This is a genomic window from Paenarthrobacter aurescens, assembly GCF_041549525.1.
In the GTDB taxonomy this organism is placed as follows: domain Bacteria; phylum Actinomycetota; class Actinomycetes; order Actinomycetales; family Micrococcaceae; genus Arthrobacter; species Arthrobacter aurescens.
The window spans coordinates 3,365,717-3,384,983 of the sequence record NZ_CP157456.1; the positions used below are offsets into that span (position 1 = coordinate 3,365,717).

The 19,267-nt window shown below is 63.8% G+C and carries 15 protein-coding genes; 5 read left to right on the plus strand and 10 right to left on the minus strand.

Going from position 1 to position 19,267, the window contains the following annotated elements; all coding sequences use genetic code 11:
• Positions 1-88: 88 nt before the first annotated feature.
• From ABI796_RS15595 to ABI796_RS15605, 3 genes are all read right to left on the minus strand, one after another.
• Positions 89-1,459: an ABC transporter substrate-binding protein gene (locus ABI796_RS15595; RefSeq protein ID WP_141281191.1), complete on the minus strand. Its 1,371-nt coding sequence runs from the start codon at positions 1,457-1,459 to the stop codon at positions 89-91.
• A 113-nt stretch (positions 1,460-1,572) separates the two neighbouring features.
• Positions 1,573-2,514, minus strand: coding sequence for a carbohydrate ABC transporter permease (locus tag ABI796_RS15600; protein WP_141281189.1), 942 nt, complete (start codon positions 2,512-2,514; stop codon positions 1,573-1,575).
• Positions 2,507-3,451, minus strand: coding sequence for a carbohydrate ABC transporter permease (locus ABI796_RS15605; RefSeq protein ID WP_141281187.1), 945 nt, complete (start codon positions 3,449-3,451; stop codon positions 2,507-2,509). Before ABI796_RS15605 ends, ABI796_RS15600 begins: the two co-directional genes overlap by 8 nt.
• Positions 3,452-3,826: 375 nt before the next feature.
• Between ABI796_RS15605 and ABI796_RS15610 the strand changes: the two genes are divergently transcribed.
• From ABI796_RS15610 to ABI796_RS15620, 3 genes are read left to right on the plus strand one after another with little or no spacing between them, the layout of a single operon-like run.
• Entirely contained in the window at positions 3,827-5,083 is a 1,257-nt protein-coding gene (locus ABI796_RS15610; RefSeq protein ID WP_170224852.1) for an acetylxylan esterase, read from the plus strand.
• A complete protein-coding gene (locus ABI796_RS15615) occupies positions 5,080-7,173 on the plus strand; it encodes a DUF6807 family protein (protein ID WP_141281185.1) in 2,094 nt (697 codons plus the stop codon). The genes ABI796_RS15610 and ABI796_RS15615 overlap by 4 nt, the downstream gene beginning before the upstream one ends.
• Entirely contained in the window at positions 7,170-8,294 is a 1,125-nt protein-coding gene (locus ABI796_RS15620) for a Xaa-Pro peptidase family protein (protein ID WP_141281183.1), read from the plus strand. Before ABI796_RS15615 ends, ABI796_RS15620 begins: the two co-directional genes overlap by 4 nt.
• Before the next feature lie 80 nt (positions 8,295-8,374).
• On the opposite strand, the gene ABI796_RS15625 is transcribed toward ABI796_RS15620, so the two are convergent.
• Genes ABI796_RS15625 through ABI796_RS15645 form a run of 5 tightly spaced genes read right to left on the minus strand, consistent with a single transcriptional unit; the run spans position 8,375 to position 14,345 of the window.
• Entirely contained in the window at positions 8,375-9,826 is a 1,452-nt protein-coding gene (locus ABI796_RS15625; RefSeq protein WP_141281181.1) for an aldehyde dehydrogenase (NADP(+)), read from the minus strand.
• Positions 9,807-10,982 (minus strand): mandelate racemase/muconate lactonizing enzyme family protein, encoded by a 1,176-nt coding sequence (locus ABI796_RS15630; RefSeq protein ID WP_141281179.1) that lies wholly within the window; start codon positions 10,980-10,982, stop codon positions 9,807-9,809. Before ABI796_RS15630 ends, ABI796_RS15625 begins: the two co-directional genes overlap by 20 nt.
• Positions 10,982-11,887: a 5-dehydro-4-deoxyglucarate dehydratase gene (locus ABI796_RS15635; RefSeq protein ID WP_141281177.1), complete on the minus strand. Its 906-nt coding sequence runs from the start codon at positions 11,885-11,887 to the stop codon at positions 10,982-10,984. Before ABI796_RS15635 ends, ABI796_RS15630 begins: the two co-directional genes overlap by 1 nt.
• Positions 11,884-12,903: an NAD-dependent epimerase/dehydratase family protein gene (locus ABI796_RS15640; RefSeq protein WP_141281175.1), complete on the minus strand. Its 1,020-nt coding sequence runs from the start codon at positions 12,901-12,903 to the stop codon at positions 11,884-11,886. The genes ABI796_RS15635 and ABI796_RS15640 overlap by 4 nt, the downstream gene beginning before the upstream one ends.
• Positions 12,904-12,932: 29 nt before the next feature.
• Positions 12,933-14,345 carry a Gfo/Idh/MocA family protein gene (locus ABI796_RS15645; RefSeq protein WP_141281491.1) on the minus strand — a complete coding sequence of 471 codons (1,413 nt, stop codon included), beginning with the start codon at positions 14,343-14,345 and terminating at the stop codon, positions 12,933-12,935.
• Positions 14,346-14,535: 190 nt separating this feature from the next.
• On the opposite strand from ABI796_RS15645, the gene ABI796_RS15650 reads away from it, so the two are divergent.
• Positions 14,536-15,567, plus strand: a complete 1,032-nt coding sequence (locus ABI796_RS15650) for a LacI family DNA-binding transcriptional regulator (protein WP_141281173.1) — start codon at positions 14,536-14,538, stop codon at positions 15,565-15,567.
• 27 nt (positions 15,568-15,594) lie between these two features.
• On the opposite strand, the gene ABI796_RS15655 is transcribed toward ABI796_RS15650, so the two are convergent.
• Positions 15,595-16,287: a FadR/GntR family transcriptional regulator gene (locus tag ABI796_RS15655; protein WP_141281171.1), complete on the minus strand. Its 693-nt coding sequence runs from the start codon at positions 16,285-16,287 to the stop codon at positions 15,595-15,597.
• Between the two features lie 90 nt (positions 16,288-16,377).
• On the opposite strand from ABI796_RS15655, the gene ABI796_RS15660 reads away from it, so the two are divergent.
• Complete coding sequence (locus ABI796_RS15660; RefSeq protein WP_141281169.1) at positions 16,378-17,709, plus strand: alpha-hydroxy acid oxidase; 1,332 nt, start codon at positions 16,378-16,380, stop codon at positions 17,707-17,709.
• Between the two features lie 79 nt (positions 17,710-17,788).
• Here ABI796_RS15660 and gdhA read toward each other — a convergent pair whose 3' ends face one another.
• A complete protein-coding gene (gene gdhA / locus ABI796_RS15665) occupies positions 17,789-19,126 on the minus strand; it encodes an NADP-specific glutamate dehydrogenase (protein WP_141281167.1) in 1,338 nt (445 codons plus the stop codon).
• Positions 19,127-19,267 lie beyond the last annotated feature (141 nt).

A 19,267-nucleotide genomic window follows, 5' to 3' on the forward strand; every position in this document is an offset into this window, starting at 1 on the left:
TGGCAGTCAGTTGGGTGGGCTCACGCAAAACCGCGCCCCGGGCGGATCACGAATGATCCGTCCGGGGCGCGGTTGGTTGCTGGAGAAGCTAGCTGATGGCGGACTTCATTTCATCCACTGCTTTCTTTCCTGCTTCCTCCGCTGAAAGCCTGTTGAACATGACCTCGGAGGTGTAGCGCTTGATGATTTCCTGGATGGCGCCGGCGCCCTTCGGCGGGGCTGCCGGAGCCTCGCCGAGCTCTTCCTTGATGGCACCGATGAAGTCCACTACCTTGACGTCTGCCTTGGCGAGCTTGGGAGCAATGGCCTCACGGACTTCCGAGTTGGGGTAGACGCCGCGGTCTGCAAGGAGGATCTCGCCGGCCTTGACGTTGTTGGCGAGGAAGTCGATGAACTTGGCTGTCTCTTCAGGGTGCTTGGTGCGCGAAGAAGCGGACCAGAACTGTGAAGCCTTGTACCAGAGGCCGGCATCTTCAGCTTTACCGGTCTTGGACGGGAAGCGGAGAATCTGCAACTCGCCACCGGCCGCCTTCTCGAGGGCGGGAAGCTGGTTGGACCACCAGAACGCCATGCCGTTCTTACCCGTGGCCAGTCCGCTCTGATCCAGCGGGGCGGCCTCTGCCTCAACGATTTCCGAGGCCGTGGGTACGGCCTTGTTTTCGCTCATCTGCTTCAGTTTTTCCCAGTAGCCCTTGATGTCAGAGGGCTCAAAGCCAAGCTTGCCGTCCTGGGTGTAGAGCGACTTGCCATTCTGTCGCAGCCACACACCGAGGGAGGCTTCATCCGTGCCGTAGGCGGCCGCACCGTAGGTTCCCTTGGGGGACTTGGCGGTTACTTCTGCGGCAATACGCTCAAAGTCTTCCCACGTCCACGTCTTATCGTCAGGAAGAGGGACGCCTGCAGCCTGGAAGACCGCCGGGTTGGCCAGGATGGTGGCAGCGTTGATGCCCGCTGCAATGCCGGTCAGGCCGTCCTCACCCTTGCCGGCATTCAATGCCGCTTCATCCAACTTGGACGTATCGATCTTGTACTTTGACAGATCCAGCAGGGCACCGCGGGTGGAGTATTCGGTGATGTACTTTTCGTCCATCTGGATGATGTCCGGAGCATCGTTGGCAGCAACCTGGGTGGCCAGCTTGTCCCAGTAACCGCTCCAGTCGCCGTACTCCGGCTTGATTTTGATGTTGGGGTTTTCGGCTTCGAAAGCGGCAATTGCTTCCTGCGTCAGTTGTGCACGCTTGTCTCCACCCCACCACGAGAAGCGGAGTTCAACTTTGCCGTCGGCACTTTTTGCTTCCGACCCTCCGCCGCTGCCGCAGGCGGTGAGGGCGAGGACTGCAGCTGCCGTTGCTGCTACAAGTGCGGAGGCACGAAGCCTGCGCTTGGCCTTGGGCGCTGAGGGGCGGTTTGCTGCGGCGTGTGCGGGGGCGACTGCTTCACCCTTTGGGTTTACCGGCACTATGGTCTCCGATCTTCTTTGATCCTGATGCGAATTGAGAAAGCGTTTTCCCGTTGGGAATTATGATACAAGTCACATTCTTGTATTACAAGACACTAACTTGTTCTAGTTGTTTACTTGATGCCCGTGGTGGCGATGCCCTTGATGAGGAACCGCTGGCCGAAGAGGAACACCAGGAACACCGGGAGCAGGGACACGATGGACATAGCAAAGAGTGATCCCCAGCTGGTGGCCGACTGCGAGTCAACGAAGGCGCGCAGGGCTACCGGAACAGTGAACATGTCCGGGTCCGTGAGGTAGATCAGTGCGCCGAAGAAGTCGTTCCAGGTCCAGATGAACGTGAAGATGGTGGTGGTGGCAAGGGCCGGAACCATCAGCGGCAGGATCACGCGCAGGAAGATCCTGGGGTGGCCGGCGCCGTCGATGCGTGCTGCCTCATCCAGGTCCTTGGGAATACCGCGGATGAACTGAACCATGAGGAAGACGAAAAACGCATCCGTGGCCAGGAGCTTGGGCACAATCAGTGGCCAGAAGGTGTTCACCCAGCCGATCTGCGAGAACAGGATGTACTGCGGCACGATCACCACGTGGAACGGCAACATGATGGTAAGGAGCATGATGCCGAAGAAGATCTTCTTGCCGGTGAACTGCAGTCGGGCGAAGGCGTAGGCGGCCATGGAGCAGGAGATCAGGTTGCCAAGGATCGAGCCGAGGACCACGATCGCGGAGTTGACCATGTAGTGCCCGAACGGGTGGGTCAGGGCCGACCAGCCATCGGTGTAGTTGCTCATTTCCAGGCTCTCCAGCCAGAGGCCTGGTTCGCGGAAGATGAGGTCATTGGGCCGCAGCGAGGAAACCACCATCCACAGGAGCGGGTAGATCATCACCGCGCCAACGATGATCAGGATGGCGTGCTTGACCAGGCCTTTGATGCGGGCGCTGCGGCTGTAGGCGAGGCTGCCTCGTGATTCGCGGCGTCGGGGGCTTTTGCCCTCCTTGCCGTTCTTCCCTGCGGAGCTACCGGATGCGGCGGGGAGGGTCTGGAGTTTAGTCATCGTAGAACACCCAATACTTTGAAGCGATGAAGTTGATGGCGGTGAAGACACCGATGATGACCAGCAGGAACCAGGCCATCGCTGAGGCGTAGCCCATATCAAACTGGCCGAAGCCCTTTTGGTAGAGATACAGGGTGAAGAACATGGTGGAGTCGGACGGTCCGCCGTTGCCACCGGAGACGATGAACGCCTGGGTGAACGACTGGAAGGAGCCGATGATCTGAAGCACCAGGTTGAAGAAGATGATGGGGCTCAGCATGGGCAAGGTGATCCGCCAGAACTGCTGCAAAGTGGTGGCCCCGTCAACTTTGGCCGCCTCGTAGTACATCACGGGAATCTGGCGGAGGCCGGCCAGGAAGATGATCATGGGGCTGCCGAAGGTCCACACGTGCAGCAGGATGATGGAGCCAAGAGCTGTGTTGGGGTCCGAGATCCAGCCCGGTCCCTCAATGCCAACCATTGCCAGGATCTGGTTGACCAGGCCCGTGGTGCCGAAAATCTGCTTCCACAGGATGGCAACAGCTACGGACCCGCCCAGCAGGGACGGCAAGTAGAAGATGGAGCGGTAGAACGGAAGGCCACGCAGGCCCTTGTCCAGAACCAGTGCGATCAGCAGGGCCACTCCCAGCTGAAGCGGCACACCCACCAGAACGTACGTGAACGTCACGCGCAGGGAGTTGTGGAGGCGGGCATCGCCGAACATGCGGATGAAGTTATCCAGCCCCACCCATTCCGGCGGCTGCAGGAGGTTGTAGTCCGTGAAGGACAGGTACAAGGACATCAGCATGGGCCCCACGGTGATGGCCACAAGACCGATCAGCCATGGCAGAAGGAAGACATAGGCGGCCTTGTTGTCGCGGCCGTTCGCCTTCTTCTCTTCTTTGGTCATGGGACCCTTGCGCCGGGTCATTGAGGAGAGTTCGCCTATAGCGCTCATTGTGTCCCCCTTGCGGGAGCTCGAACGCCTTGCGGCGCCCCCGTGCGTAGTACAGCGGCCATGTGGTCTCCTTTGGTCATCGTGGCCATCCACGGAAGTAAAGAATCTGGTTGGTGCTTGCCGTCCGGGACGCCGTCCATCCAGTGGCGTTACCGGCTTGAATTGCCAGGATGGGGTCCGGACGTTCAGCGGCTCCGTATCAAAGTAAACGTTTTCTTGACCCTTGTACAGCCTTTTGCTAATTTTTGAGAAAGCGTTTTCTTGCGAAGCCGCCCGAACTCGTTTTCCACGCTGACGAAGCCCGGCGTGCACTGCAGCACACCCTCCGCATTCGATAAGGCAGGACACCATTGTTTCCCACCGACTCCGCCTGCCATGACCAGCGCTGACATGGCAGCAGCCCCCATCCGCCCCAGCGCCCTGGCTGGATACGAGGACTGGCCGGCCTACGCTGCCGGGCACCGGTTCCTTGCTGAAAACACCGAAGCCCGCCAGCTGGCTTGCACGCTTGGCGTGCCGGCCGTGACACCGGAGCTTCAGTACTCGGTGCTCTCCGATAGAGAGCACGACGGCGTCATCACCTCGCGTCTGCAGTGGCAGTTGGGCTTCGGCCCGGCCACGTCCGCGTGGTTCGTGCGGCCCGCCGGTGCCACCCGCCCGCTTCCCGGGTTGCTCGCACTGCATTGCCACGGAGGGATCAAGGCTTACGGTGCTGAGCGGCTTGTGCAGTTTCCGCACGGTGTGGATGATCCCGACGACGGCGCGCGCCTGGGCGTCCGGCCGGATGATTTCGCCTCGGGCACCATGGGTGCACCAACTGAGTTGCCGCCCCTCGGCATCAGGGCCAAACTCTACGGCGGCCGGGCACTGGCCACCTGGCTGGCTCAACAAGGCTTTGCCGTCCTTGCCCACGACACGTTCATGTGGGGAAGCCGCCGTTTCGGCCTCAATCCCCTTCCGTGGCGCGCTGCCAACGCTGTAAACGGCCAGCAGGCACTGAAGCGGGAGGCCGGCGTCGAACTTTCTGCGGCGGAACGTTACGACGCAGCTGCGGCCGCCCACGAGGAAACCGTGGCGAAAGCGGCCACTCTCATGGGCACCACCGTGGCCGGGACCGTTGCGCATGACGATCTCGCGGCGCTGCAGGTGCTCGCCTCGTTACCGGGCGTGGATGCGGATCGGCTCGGTTGCCTGGGCTTTTCGGGCGGTGGTGGTCGGGCCATGGTGCTCGGTGCCCTGAGTCCGCTGATTCGCAGCTACGTGGTCACGTGCATGATGACCACCTTCGGCTCGCTCCTGCCCGCACATGTGGACGCCCACTCCTGGTTGCTTCACTCCCCCGGCTTGGCCACTTTGGGCGATTGGCCGGATGTGGCCGTGCGTTCCACCGCCGAAAAGGTGCTGGTTCAGTACGCCCTGGAGGACCCGCTCTTCCCGAAGCAGGGAATGCGCGCGGCCCACCAGCATCTCCTGGAGACCATGCCAGCCCGCTATACAGGCAGTTTCTGGCAGGAACCCCACGTCTTCACCCGGGCCATGCGGGACGAGGCCGCCGCGTTCCTCACCTCCGCCCTGCAGCCACGCAACCCCAGCAAAACTCCCGCACTTGATCCCGCTAGGACAGCCTCATGACACAGCCTTTGACCGCCGGCACCACGGAGGCCCTCGCCCGGACCCCGCGCATCGCACTGGTGGGTGTGCACGGTTTTGGTGAACGGCACTTGGAAAACCTGGCCCGGCTCGGTGCCAAGGGCTCGCTGGAACTGGTGGCCGTGGCAGATCCGCTGCCCCCTGCAGAAGGAACACTCGGGGCAGAAGGAACACTCGGGCCGGAGGTGAAAGTGTTCGCTTCCCTCGATGAGCTCCTGGCATCAGGAATCGCACCGGACGTGGTGATCGTCTCCACCCCCATCCAGACCCACGCCCCCCTGGCCCTGGCTGCGCTCACTGCAGGGGCCAATGTGTACTTGGAAAAACCGCCTGTGGCGTCCATGGCGCAGTACGAGGAAGTCATGGCGGCGGCCGCGCGCGCCGGCCGCTTGGTGCAGGTAGGTTTCCAGAGCCTGGGTTCAGAGGCCCTTCCGGCGATTGAAGCCCTGGTGGCATCGGGCGAAATCGGCGACGTCCGGGGCATCAGTGCCACGGGCCTGTGGCTGCGGAGCAAGGCGTACTTCACGCGATCCCGTTGGGCCGGTAAGCGCAGCCTGAACGGAACGGACGTGGTGGATGGTGTGGCCACCAACGCCTTGGCCCACGCGGTGGCTACCGGGCTGCGGTTAGCTGGCGCCCGGACTGTGGCGGATGTTGAATCCGTGGATACGGACCTCTACCGGGCCAACGACACCGAAAGCGACGACACCTCTGTGGTGCGGGTCAAGACCACAGCCGGAAGTACCGGAGGGACAGTACTGACGTGTGCCCTCACGCTGTGCGCGCCCGTCCAGTCCGCACCGTCGGTCACGGTGTACGGGACGCTCGGGCAGCTCACGTTCTTCTACACGGAGGATCGATTGGAGATCAGCTCTGCTGAGGGCACGCGAACGGAGACCTTTGGACGAACCGACCTTCTGGAAAACCTGCTGGCAGCCCGCACGGAAGAGGATCTCCTCAGCCCACTGTCCGGATCCGGCGCCTACGTCTCGGTCCTGGAGGCGATCCGCACAGCCAAGGCGCCCCAGCAGATCCTCCCTGAATTCATCACCTGGGAAGGCGAAGGCGACGCCGCCCACCCCGTGGTTCATGGCATCGAAGCACTGATCCGCAGGGCGGCCCTTGGGCAGGCCACATTTGCTGAGCTTGGAGCGCCCTGGACAGGCTCCAACGGACCAGCCCTGAACGGACCGGCCTTCAGCGTTGACGGCGTCCCTGTGGCTGCTTTGCAGGATGGTTCGCAGGTCCGGCCAACATCATCCCCACGGCCTTATCTGCACCCAGTGCGCACCCTCGCCGGAACGGTGGTCACCGATCACGTCCCGGAAGACCACGTGTGGCATCTTGGAGCGGGCGTGGCCCTCCAGGACGTGGACGGCATCAACTTCTGGGGCGGGCGAACCTACACGCGCGACGCCGGAGCGTACCTCTGGCGCGAAGATCACGGCCGGATCATCACCGAGTCCGCAGAGTACGGTGATGGTCACAGGCGCGAACAGCTCAGCTGGCTCGGCCCCGACGGCACGCCCCTGCTCGGCGAACAGCGCGAGTGGCGCTGGGCCGGCGTCGGGAATTCAGCGTGGAAACTGACGCTGGACTTCAGGCTGGAGTCAGCCACGGGACGTCCGGTGCTGCTGGGCAGCCCGGGCTCCAATGGGCGGCCGCAGGGCGGTTACGGCGGCTTCTTCTGGCGGCTCCCCAAGGTTGGCGATGCCACTATCTGGACCCCGGACGCCCGGGGTGAGGACGCTGTGCACGGAAGCGTGGCGCCGTGGCTGGCCTGGTCCGGAACGTTCGACGCCGGAACCTCCGCGCCGGGGCACGTGACCGGCGATCCCGGGCTGGGGCACCCCGCTACCCTCGTTTTCCTCGCTTCACCCCAGGCACCGGACCCGTGGTTCGTGCGGCACTCGGGGTATCCCGGCGTCGGGCTGTCCCTGGCTTGGGACACCCCCGTGACCACCGGGCCGGGCCGCCCTGTCCACAGGACCGTCACGGTGATCGTCGCGGACGGCTTCCTGGCAACACAAGACATTGAACAACTCATCTCAACTTTGGGGGAACCGGCATGACCACTCAATTCACGGCCGATGTGACTGCATACAAGGCATCCGCAACAACCCGGACCGCGCCAGGGAACGTAGCCGACCGCGCAGTGAAGCGCCAGCGGGCACTGGACATCCTGGACGCCTCCGGCCGGGATTCTTTGTTACTCACGTCCAACACGGCCCTTACCTGGTACTTGGACGGCAGTCGGGTGCACATCAGCCTGGCCGGTGACCCCATAGCGGCTCTCCTGGTGGACCGCTCAGGCGATCATCTGGTGACGTTCAACAACGAGGCTGGCCGGATGGCGGCCGAGGAACTGCCGGACGGCGTGAACCTGCACACCGTCCCGTGGCATGGCCAATTGCATGCGGCCGCTGCGGATCTGGCCGTTGATGGGCACCCTTTGGTGGAGGCAGCAGTGACCACCGAGCTTCGCGCGGCCCGGCAGCAGCTCCTCCCAGCCGAAGCCGCCCGTTATGCTGAACTTTCCGCTGACGCCGCGGCAGCCATGACCGACGTCCTCACTGCTGCTACCCCGGAAACCACGGAATTCGAGCTCGTTTCCCAACTGGCCGCGAAGATTGTGGCAGTTGGCGCCGAACCTCTGGTGCTCCTGTGCAATGGGGCTTCCCGCAGCGAATTCCGTCACCCCCTGGCCACGCACTCCCCCATCGGCCGCCGGGCCATGGCCGTAGTGTGCGCCCGCCGGAACGGCCTGGTAGCCAACCTCACCCGTTGGGTGGCGTTCGACGCCGGTACTCCCCAGGAGCTCGACGCCGAGGCCCGCATCGCCGCCGTTGAGGCCGACATCTTCCGGGCCACCGTCCCCGGAGCCAGGCTCAACGAAGTCTTCACCGGGATCAAGCAGGCCTACGCCCGGCACGGCTTCGGCGAGGACCAGTGGACACTTCACCACCAGGGCGGACCCGCCGGCTATGCAGGCCGCGATCCCCGCGTCACAGCAGAGGTAACGGACACCATCGTCCTCAACCAACCCTTTACATGGAACCCGTCCGGCCCCGGCGTGAAGATCGAGGACACTGTGCTGCTCACGGATTCCGGTCTGCGCGTCCTGACCACCGACCACCGCTGGCCGGGCACCCAGGTGGATGGCCGTCGTCGTCCGCTGACCCTGCGCCCGTAAGCAAACGCAAAGGGGCGGGGTCACCGTAATGGTGACCCCGCCCCTTTTAGTGTGCGCTTACCCAGGAGATAAGGGGTGGATTAGCCGAGCGTCAGCACGCCATCCACGCGACGCGGAATGCCCAGCGGATTGGAGTCGTGCAGCGCCGGGTGCAGCACAGTCTCCGGTGCATCCTGGTAGGCCACCGGGCGCTGGAAGCGACGGACCGCAGTGGCACCTACGGAGGTGAACAGCGACGTCGTGGCCGGGTACGGGCCACCGTGCTGCTGCGCCCAATTCACGGCCACCCCTGTGGGCCACCCGTCAAAGAGGACCCGCCCGGCGAGGCCGCTGAGCTGCTCCACGAGCGCGGAAACGTCCTCACCCGGCTGGGCGTGGACCGTGCCGGTCAGGCTGCCGGGAACCTTGGCCAGGGCCGCGGCGAGCTCGTCCTGGTTGGCATATTCAATGAGCAACGTGGTGGGGCCAAAGCACTCCTCCAGCAATTCCTCGGGACGTTCCAGAACGTTCGCGGCACTGGTGGAGAACACCACGGGTGCGGCGCCGTCAGCCAGGCTGTCCTGCTGCACGGTTCCGCTGACGACGGCGACTCCCGGCTGGTCTGCGACGTTCCGCAGCCCATCCGGATAAGCCTCTGCGATCCTCTCAGTGAGCATGGCTGCCGTGGGCTTGTCCTTGCTGGCTTCAGCCAAATGAGCTGCGAAGTCCGTGCCTGCGGGGATGAACACGAGCCCCGGCTTGGTGCAGAACTGTCCGGCGCCCATGGTGAAGGAGCCCGCCAAACCGGCGGCGAGCTGCTGCCCACGCTCGGCGAGTGCATCCGCAGTGATCACCACCGGGTTCAGGCTCCCCAGCTCCCCGTAAAAGGGAATGGGCTCAGGGCGGGAGTTTGCGAGATCGAACAGCGCCCGCCCGCCAGGGATGGAACCGGTGAAGCCCACAGCCTTGATGGCCGGGTCCTGAACCAGTGCAGTGCCGGCCTCGCGTCCACTGACCAGCGCAAAAATGCCGTCCGGAGCTCCGGCCTTGGCCAAAGCTTCGCTGACAATCTCCGCCGTCCGCTCAGAGAGCCGGATATGTCCGGAGTGGGCTTTGACAACAACCGGGCAACCCACAGCCAGCGCCGAGGCGGTGTCGCCCCCGGCCACGGAGAAAGCGAACGGGAAGTTTGATGCCGAGAACACCGCTACCGGCCCAATGGGACGCAGGATGCGGCGCAAATCAGGCTTTGGCGGAGCAGACGTGGGATCAGCGTGATCAATGACGGCCTCAAGGTAGGAGCCCTCGGTGATCACCTTGGCGAACAACCGCAGCTGTCCGCTGGTCCGGGCTACCTCACCGGTAAGCCGGACGGTGCCAAGGCTCGTCTCGGAATCGGCAATGGCCACCAGTTCAGTGACGTTTGCGTCCAAGGCGTCGGCGACGGCGGTAAGCCAGGATGCGCGCTCAGCGTCGGAAGCTGCTGCGGTCACCTTCGCAGCTTCCGTGGCGGCTGCCGTGATGGCGGTCAGGTCAAGAGTTGCTGTACTCAATGCGGTTTCCTTTACTGTCAGGGACGGCGCCCTCGGCGATGGCACTTTCGTAGGCTGCGCCCGCAGGGGCGGGCTGCTTGTCAGTGAAGTCGAAGCCAAGCCCAAGCCGGCCCGTGCTGCTGAGCCGGCTTCTGCCGGAACCGGCACTGATCTTTACCGGGGAGGCTGCGGCAAGGAGTCCGAGTTGTTCGAAGGATGCATCTTCCACGTCCTCCACGCTTACTGCCTCGGCCAGGGTCAGAGCCAACTGCCCGGAGAGCTCCGGGAGCAGGTGCGGTGCCAGCCTGATGCTGTTGGCACGTGCCAATTCCACGATCCTGCGGAACGGGGTAATGCCGCCCACACGGACGATGTTGGGCTGGATGATGTCCACGGCTTCGGCCTCGATGAAGTCGCGGAACCGGTAAATGGTGTGGACGTTCTCCCCAAGGGCGATTGGCACGGGCGAATGTTTGCGCAAACGCCGGTAAGCCCAGAGGTCATCGGCGCGGAGGGGTTCTTCCAACCATTCCAGTCCGTACTCCCCCAGAACCTCTAAGGCACGGAACGTGTGGGCCAGGTCCCAGCGCTGGTTGGCGTCGATCATGAGCAAGCGGTCCGGCCCGATCACCTGCCGCACAGCGGCCACGCGTTCGGCATCTTCCCGGAGCTCCGGTTTACCCACCTTGATCTTCACTGCGTTATGCCCGGCTGCAACCCAACGCTGGGCCTGTTCCACCAACTGATCCAGGCTGTAATGCAGGTTCACGCCGGAGCCATACACTTCCACGGACTCGTGGCGCTGGCCAAGAAGGCCCGTGACGGATGTGCCTGCTTGCCGTGCTTTCAGGTCCCACAGGGCCAGGTCCACACCAGCCATGGCTATGGTGGTGAGGCCTCCCCCGCCCGCTTCGTGCAGCCTCTTCCAGAGCTGGTCCCACACCATTTCCGGGTTGGCTTCCAGCCCGGCCACAAAAGGCGCAATATCGTAATCCAGCAGGGCCTTCACTGCCTGGGGACCAATGGTGGGTGTCCACGAGAAACCGTGGCCAGTGCCGCCGTCGTCGTTGGTCAGTTCGGTGACAATCACGTGGTTCTCTGGCGCCTCAACACCCCAGCTGCGCAGCAGCGGGACCGTGATCAGCCGGGTGGTGAGGCCCGTGATGCGGGCCGGCATCAGCTGCCGGCCAGCTCGTGGCCCTTGGCCAGGATGGACTTGAGCTCCAACAGTTGTTCCTCGGAGGGGTCCACCAGGGGCGGACGAACCGGGCCCACCGGCAGGCCGGCGAGACGCAGCCCGGCCTTGATGAGGGAGACGCCGAAGCCCGGGGTCTGGTCGCGGAGCCGTACCAGCGGAGCGTAGAACCCTTCCAGCAGGGCATGGCGGCGCTCCTCGTCACCTGAGACGTAAGCGTCGTAGTACGCCTTGGCGATTTCCGGCGCCATGGCGAACGCAGCAGAGGAATACAGGGGAATTCCGAGTCCGCGGTACGCGCCCTGGGTCAGTTCGGCCGTAAGCAGGCCGTTGAAGAGCGCGAAGTCCGTGCGGCCGCTGGCGTTGATCGCGGAGACGATCTCCTGGGCCAGGCCAACATCTCCGATTCCGTCCTTGAAGCCCACAACCTTCGGGTTGGCGGTGAGGCGGGTGATGGCCTCCGCAGTGAACTTTGCGGTGCCGCGGTGGTACACGATCACCGGCAGGCTGCTCGCAGCGGCGATGGCCTCAACGTAGGCCACCACGCCATCGGTGGGACCGGTCACCAAGTACGGCGGGAGCACCAGGAGGGCATCCGCACCGGCCTCTTCAGCCGCCTTCGCGGCGGCAATAGCGTGACCCAAAGGCCCACCGGCGCCGGAAACAACCGGCACGGCTCCTGCAACAGCCTCGACGGCGGCAGTCACCACGGTGCGGATCTCCTCCAGCGAAAGTGCATGGAATTCCCCGGTACCGCACGCGGGAAACACCCCGCCCGGGCCGAAGGGAAGCCGGGAAGTGATGTGCTCCTTCAGCAACGCCACATCAACGGTGCCGTCTTCAGCGAAGGGAGTGACGGGGAAGAACAGTACGCCGTCAAAGTTCATGGTGTCTCCTTGTGTGCTCCCGCCGGGACCAGGCCGGCGTGGATCTCGTCATTGAGTGCTGCTTTTTCGCTTGCTGCTGTGTCTTCTGCTGCTGCTGCTGTGTCTTCGCCCTCGAATGGCGGCGTAAGCTCAGTGCGCCACGTGCGCTTCGGCTCCCAGCCGAGGAGCTCACGGGCTTTGTCGATGGAGAACGCCGGGCCGGTGCCCGTGAGGTGTTCGGTGAGGGGCGCGCTGCCGGGCAGGAACCGCGGGAATAGTTCAGCCAGGGGCGCCGTAGCCAGGGCATCCTTCGCACCTACAAAGAACACCTCGCCGTTGGGGATGGCATCCATCTTCTCCAGCAGCACGTCCAGGAACTCAGCTACATCCCGGGCGTCCACGTAATTGAACAGAGCCGGCGCGGAAAGTGCCGGATCCTGCAACCGCTCACGGACCGTGTGCCCTTGCTGCGTCAGCGCCCCTTCCCACTCCTCCGGGGAAATCACATAGCAGGGACGGAACGCCGCGTACCTGATCTTGTTGCCCTGCGCCGAAGCGAACATCTGCACGGTCTGCTCGGCGATCAACTTGGACAACGCATACGCGTTCCACGGCTTGGGCGGCGTCTGCTCGTCCAGAGGGAACGACGGCGGCAGCCACCCGGCCGGTGAACCATAGCCCAGGGCGGTGGGGCTGGACGCCGTCACAATCTTCGGTACACCGGCCTCGGTGGCCGCACTGACCACCGCAAAGGCGAGCCGGGTGTTCGTGCTGAAAATGACGTCCTCAGGTGCGCTGAAAGGTACCGCAATAGCAGCGAGGTGGATGACGGCGTCGGGCGCTGTTTCACGGATGAGCCGCTCAGCTTCGCCCGGAGCCAAAAGGTCAGCCGTGTGCTGTTCCGCTCCAGCCGGCAACTGCCCGGCCGGGATGGCATCACGGTCAACCGAGATCACCTTGTGCCCCGCCCCGGCGAGGCCCGCCACTACGCTGCGGCCGAGCCGGCCGGAACCGCCGGTGACAAAAATCCTGCTCATGGTCTCTTCCTTGCTCGGGTAGTGGAGGGTCAGGCCTGGCCGCGGCTGAGATCGACCCCAAGGCCAAGCTCACTGATGCGGACGGGAAGATCGGTATCCAAGGACTTGTTTCCAGCGATCCCTACAGACACCGAGCGAAGTCCATCAATGTAGCCGGACGGACGGCCCAGCGGATCTATGCCCGGGCCGTTGAAGAGATCCGATAGCAGCAGGTTGTCGCCGCCGCCATGGCCGCCCTCACCGTTGATGATCGGAACTTCGTAGGCAGCCTCCCAGTGGCGCTGAACCACCAGGCGCTCGCCGTTGCGGCGCACGGCGTCCTCTTCCTCGATGGGAGTGGCGCTGGGGTCCACCACGGTTTTCTTATCCGTGCTGGACTGGACTGCGGCGCGTTCCACCACTTCGAGTTCAGCCCGGCCTTCTGTGCCGTTGACGGTGACGCGGTAGCCTTCCCACGGGCTGTGGGCGTTCAGGGAGTAGCTCAAGGTGGAGCCGCCCTGATAATCCACTACCAGGGCGAGGTTGTCCTCAATGGTGATGCCCTCCCTGAAAACGTCCTGGTCCCGGATGTAGCCATCAAACTTCTCGTTGTCCAAGTACAGGGCCTTCAGTCGCTCGTCCTCGCGCATATCCAGGCGGAACGGATCGTGCCCAAGGCCGTCCACTGTGCCGCGCTCGGGACGGGCTCCCAAGCCGCGCTCGGCAGCATTCTTGTCCCCGTAGAAGCGCAGCCCGCCGGAGGCGAACACGCGCTCCGGGACATCGTTGATCCACCAGTTCACCAGATCGAAATGGTGGGAGGCTTTGTGGATGAGCAGGCCACCGGAGTTCTTCTTTTCACGGTGCCAGCGGCGGAAGTAGTCAGCACCGTGCACGGTATCAAGCACCCAGCTGAAGTCCACCGACGTGACCTTGCCGATCACCCCGTTCTGGATGATTTCCTTGAGCGCTGTGTTGCGGGGCGAGTAGCGGTAATTGAACGTCACCACAACGTTCCTGCCCGTCTTTGCAACAGCCTCGGTGATACGGCGGCAGCCCTCCACATCAATGGTCAGCGGCTTTTCAACCACGACGTCGGCACCCGCCTCGAGCGCTTCAACGATGTAGTCCGCGTGGGTGTAGTCAGGCGTGGTGACAATGACGCGCTCGATGCCGTTGGCCTGGATGAAGTCCGTAAGCTCCCCGGGTGCAAAAGAAGCTACAGGTTCCGTCCCGCCCAGTTCCTTGATCAGTTCCTGGTAGAAGTCCACCCGGCCCTGGTTGACGTCCGAGAGCGCGATCAGCTCGGCAACGTCCGCGTGCTGCCCGTAGATGGCCCGGATGTACATTTCAGAGCGGCCGCCGGTTCCGATCAGGGCAATGCGGGTCCGCGGGGAGGTCCGGGACGGGAGCGCGGTTTCGGCAGATGTGTTCCGGGTCTCGGCTGAGTCGACGTTGACCATGTTGGCCATGGGAGATGCCCCTTTCAGAAAGGCAGGAGTGAACCGCTTGACGGCCCGGCTTCGTATGGGAAGAATCATGAGAAAGCGTTTTCTCAGAGCGTTATAAGCTTTGTATCAAGACTCTGGTGGTCACGTCAACCATTGCTCCAACGACGGAGTGTGCGGCAGGCGACCAATGGGAAGGGGCCACATGGCACGCAGGAACACCAACAGGCGCGTCGGCATAGCCGATGTTGCAGAGAAGGCGGGCGTCTCACACGCCACGGTTTCGCGCGTCATGAACGGTAATGCCGCCGTGGATCCCGGCATTGCCGCACGGGTCCGGGCAGCTGCCGCGGAGCTGAAGTACCAGCCCAATCCGGTGGGACGCAGCCTCGCACTGGGCAAAACGGACACTATCGGAATTGTGGTTCCGGACCTTGCCAACCCCACGTTCCAGGCAATCCTGCGTGGGCTCAGCATCGCCGCGGCCCAGGATGGCTACCGCGTGCTCATTGCCGACTCCTCGGAAGTCACCAGCGAGGAAGCCATCCTTGCCGGCGAGGCCCGCCGCCGCTGCGATGGCGTAGTGCTCTGCGCTCCCCGCATGAGCGATGCCGAACTTGAAGAACTGGCCCCCACCCTGCACCCGCTGGTGCTGATCAACCGCACCACCATCGCCACCAACACTCCGAGCCTGAGCGTGGACTACGGACAGGGCATCCAGGAACTGGCCCAGCACCTGGTCACCCTTGGCCACCGCCGCCTGGTGTTCCTCTCCGGCCCCGAGCACAGCGCATCCAACCGCCAGCGGCTGGTGGGGCTGGACCAGTTCCGCAAGGAACACCCGGAAATCGAGCTCGACATGCTCTACGGAGGCTCCAATTTCGATTCCGGTCATGAATCCACCGAAGCCATCATTGCCAGCGGCGCCACCGGCATCCTGGCCTTCAATGACCTGGTGGCCATGGGCCTGCTCAGCGGGCTGCACGAGCGCGGCATCCGGGTTCCCGAGGACATCTCCGTGACCGGCTTCGACGACATCCCGTTCGCCAAATACACCACTCCGCCGCTGACCACTGCAGCGGTGCCCATCAACGAGCTGGGAAGCCTTGCCTGGCGAAGGATGCGCGAGCAGATCCAGCAGGCGGGGGACGCTTCCACCCAGGCGCAGGACGAGTTCTCCCCCCGGGTGGAAATCCGCAAGAGCACTGCGGCGCCGGCCCTCAAACCCGCGAGCTGACTCTCACCCCCATGGCTATGGGGGCGGTTATTGGGAGTTGGACCCTACGCCGGCCTCTTTGTAGAAGCCTTGGATGTGGGCGGCAACAAGTTCCGCTGCCTTGCCGCCGTCGTGGTTGTTTACTGCCGAGAGGATGGCGCGGTGCTCGGCACGAAGCCTGCTGGACGTCGCGTTCCAGTCGGGCAGATTTCCCGTCAGCTCGCCGGCGTAGTTCTCTATGGCACCCCGGAGCGAGGCCATCATGGCGCTGACCACCGAGTTCCCGGCCGCCTGAGCCAAGGCCACGTGAAAACGTGCGTCGAGCGCCAGGAAGGTATCGATGTCCGGCGCTGCATCCATCTGATCCAGGAGCTCAGCGGCTTCCTCCAAGGCCGGGACGCCAACGTGAGCCCGTTGGGCCGCCCAGGACTCCAGCAGGACGCGGGTCTCCACGATGTCCGCCACCGGCAGATGCCGTGTGGCCACGTGGAGCCGGAGGGTGGAACCGAGGGCGGAGCCAGGCTCGGCAATCACCACGGTGCCGGCATCCTTCCCCGAACCCACTCCTGCGCGGACCACGCCCATGGCCTCGAGTATCCGCACCGCTTCCCGGACGGAGGTCCGGGAAACGCTCAATTGCTCGGCCATGGCGCGCTCTCCCGGCAGCCGCCCACCCAGGGCGAGGTCTCCGTCAGACAGCTGCTTCTCGATCCATTGCAGGACCAACTCATGGGTACGCATAACGGAATACTAGTTGATGTGGTCCAACCACATGGCTTACAGTGTGGTTAGACCACAGAGGCAGGACCACAGAATTCAAGGGAGAACCGCATGACCGACACCCTCGACCCCAAGATCACAGCCGCGCCCGCCAATGCCGGCAGCGATCAGAACGTAACCCGGCCGCAACAGCCTGCACCCGCCGTCGTGATTCCACCGGCACTGAAGCGCCGGGTACCCAAGGTTTCTGACCTGGCGCCGCTGATGCAGTTCAAGAAGCCCGAATTCAGCAAGACCGCCCGCCTCAAGCGGGCCAGCACCATCTGGGAACTGCGGGATATGGCCAAGCGCCGCACACCGCAGGCACCCTTTGACTACACGGACGGTGCAGCCGAAGAAGAGATCACCCTCCGCCGGGCACGCCAGGCGTTCCAGGACATCGAGTTCCGTCCGGGCATCCTGCGCGACGTCTCAAAGATCGATCTCCGCACGGACATTCTGGGCAAGGAATCCCGGCTCCCGTTCGGCATTGCCCCCACCGGCTTCACGCGGATGATGCAATCCGAGGGTGAATATGCCGGCTCGCAGGCCGCTGAAGCCGCGGGCATCCCCTACACGCTCTCCACCATGGGCACCGCGTCAATCGAGGACGTTGCCACGGCCGCCCCGAACGGCCGCAACTGGTTCCAGCTGTACCTTTGGACGGACCGCCAACGTTCCCTGGAACTGATCGAACGCGCCGCCAAAGCCGGGAACGACACCCTCATGGTCACCGTGGACACCGCCGTCGCAGGTGCCCGCCTGCGCGATGTCCGCAACGGCATGACCATCCCGCCGGCGCTGACCATCAAGACCGTCCTTGACGCCTCCTACCGCCCCGCCTGGTGGTTCAACTTCCTCACCCACGAGCCCCTGACGTTCGCCTCGCTCTCGCGCTACACGGGCACTGTGGCGGACCTGATCAACTCCATGTTTGATCCCACCCTGACCTACGAGGACCTGGACTGGCTGCGCGAAACCTGGAAGGGCAAGCTGGTGGTCAAGGGCATCCAGACCGTGGAAGACGCCCGCAAAGTGGTGGATCATGGCGCCGATGGCATCATCCTGTCCAACCACGGCGGCCGCCAGCTGGACCGCGCACCCATCCCGTTCCACCTGCTGCCGGAGGTCACCTCGGCGCTGAAGGCGGACAACAGCAAGGCCGCGGTCATGCTGGACACGGGCATTATGAGCGGCGCGGACATTGTGGCCGCCCTGGCCCTGGGCGCAGACTTTGCCTTGATCGGCCGCGCGTACCTCTACGGACTCATGGCCGGTGGGCGCGAAGGCGTGGACCGTACCATCCAGATCCTGGAGAAGGACATGACGCGCACCATGGCACTGCTCGGAGTCAGCAAGGTGGCGGACCTGAACCCGGACCACGTGCGGCTGCTCCAGCGCTGACCGCACCCAAGTACGTAGCAGATCAGGTCGTTTTGAGCGCTCAAAACGACCTGATCTGCTATCCAGTTGGGCAGGGGCGCTAGATCAGGCCCTGGGCGAGCATGGCGTCAGCAACCTTGACGAAGCCACCAATATTGGCGCCCACCACGTAGTTTCCGGGCGCACCGTATTCCTCGGCAGTTTCGGCACAACGGTCATGGATGCCCACCATGATCTCTGTGAGGCGCTGTTCGGTGTGCTCGAAGGACCATGAGTCGCGGCTGGCGTTCTGCTGCATTTCCAGCGCAGAGGTAGCAACACCGCCGGCGTTGGCTGCCTTGCCCGGGCCAAACAGGATCCCGGCTTCCTGGAAGACCGATACAGCTGAACGGGTGGAGGGCATGTTGGCGCCCTCGGCTACCGCAATGAGGCCGTTGCTGACCAACTTCGCGGCAGCATCGCCGTCGAGTTCGTTCTGCGTGGCGCAAGGCAACGCCACAGTGCCGTTCACATCCCACACCGAGCCAGCGGAAACGTGGCTCGCTCCCGGACGGCGGGCAGCGTAATCGGTGAGGCGCCCGCGCTCCACTTCCTTGATCTGGCTCAGAAGCGCGACGTCAATCCCCGCCTCGTCCACGATGTAACCGGCAGAGTCCGAGCACGCCACAACATTGGCTCCGAGGGCCTGGGCTTTGGCAATCGCATGGATAGCCACGTTGCCCGAGCCGGAGACCACAACCCGCTGACCATCAAAGGACTGCCCGCGGGTCTTGAGCATCTCCTGGGCGAAGATCACCGTGCCGTAACCGGTGGCCTCGGGACGAACCAGGGAACCGCCCCATGAGATTCCCTTGCCCGTGAGGACGCCGGATTCGTAGCGGTTGGTGATGCGCTTGTACTGGCCGAACAGGTAGCCGATCTCGCGGCCGCCCACACCGATGTCTCCGGCAGGGACGTCGGTGTACTCGCCGATGTGGCGGTACAGCTCAGTCATGAAGGACTGGCAGAAGCGCATAATTTCGGCATCGGACCGTCCGCGGGGATCGAAGTCGGAGCCACCTTTGCCGCCACCGATGGGCATGCCAGTGAGTGCGTTCTTGAAGATCTGCTCGAAGCCAAGGAACTTCACGATTCCCAGATACACCGAAGGGTGGAAGCGGAGCCCGCCCTTGTACGGGCCCAGTGCGGAGTTGAATTCCACCCGGAAGCCGCGGTTTACATGGACGCGGCCGGCATCATCGGTCCAAGGCACGCGGAAGATGATCTGGCGTTCGGGTTCGCAGAGGCGTTCCAAGACGGCGCCTTCAAGGAATTCAGGGTGACGATCATGCACTGGGCCAAGGCTTTCGAAGACCTCGGTAACGGCCTGGTGGAATTCCTTCTCCCCCGGGTTCCGCGCCAACACGGTGTCGCGGACGGCTTCGAGCCTTGAATCCATGGGTCTTCCTATCCTCAGTGCGCCGGCGAGCGGCGAGACGGTCAGTCCCGCTCATGGTTGCACCGAGGGATATGGGATCTCCATCCGGGATCAATGTGACCCGGATCGCTGAGTTAATACAACTGTAGAAAATCGTTGAAA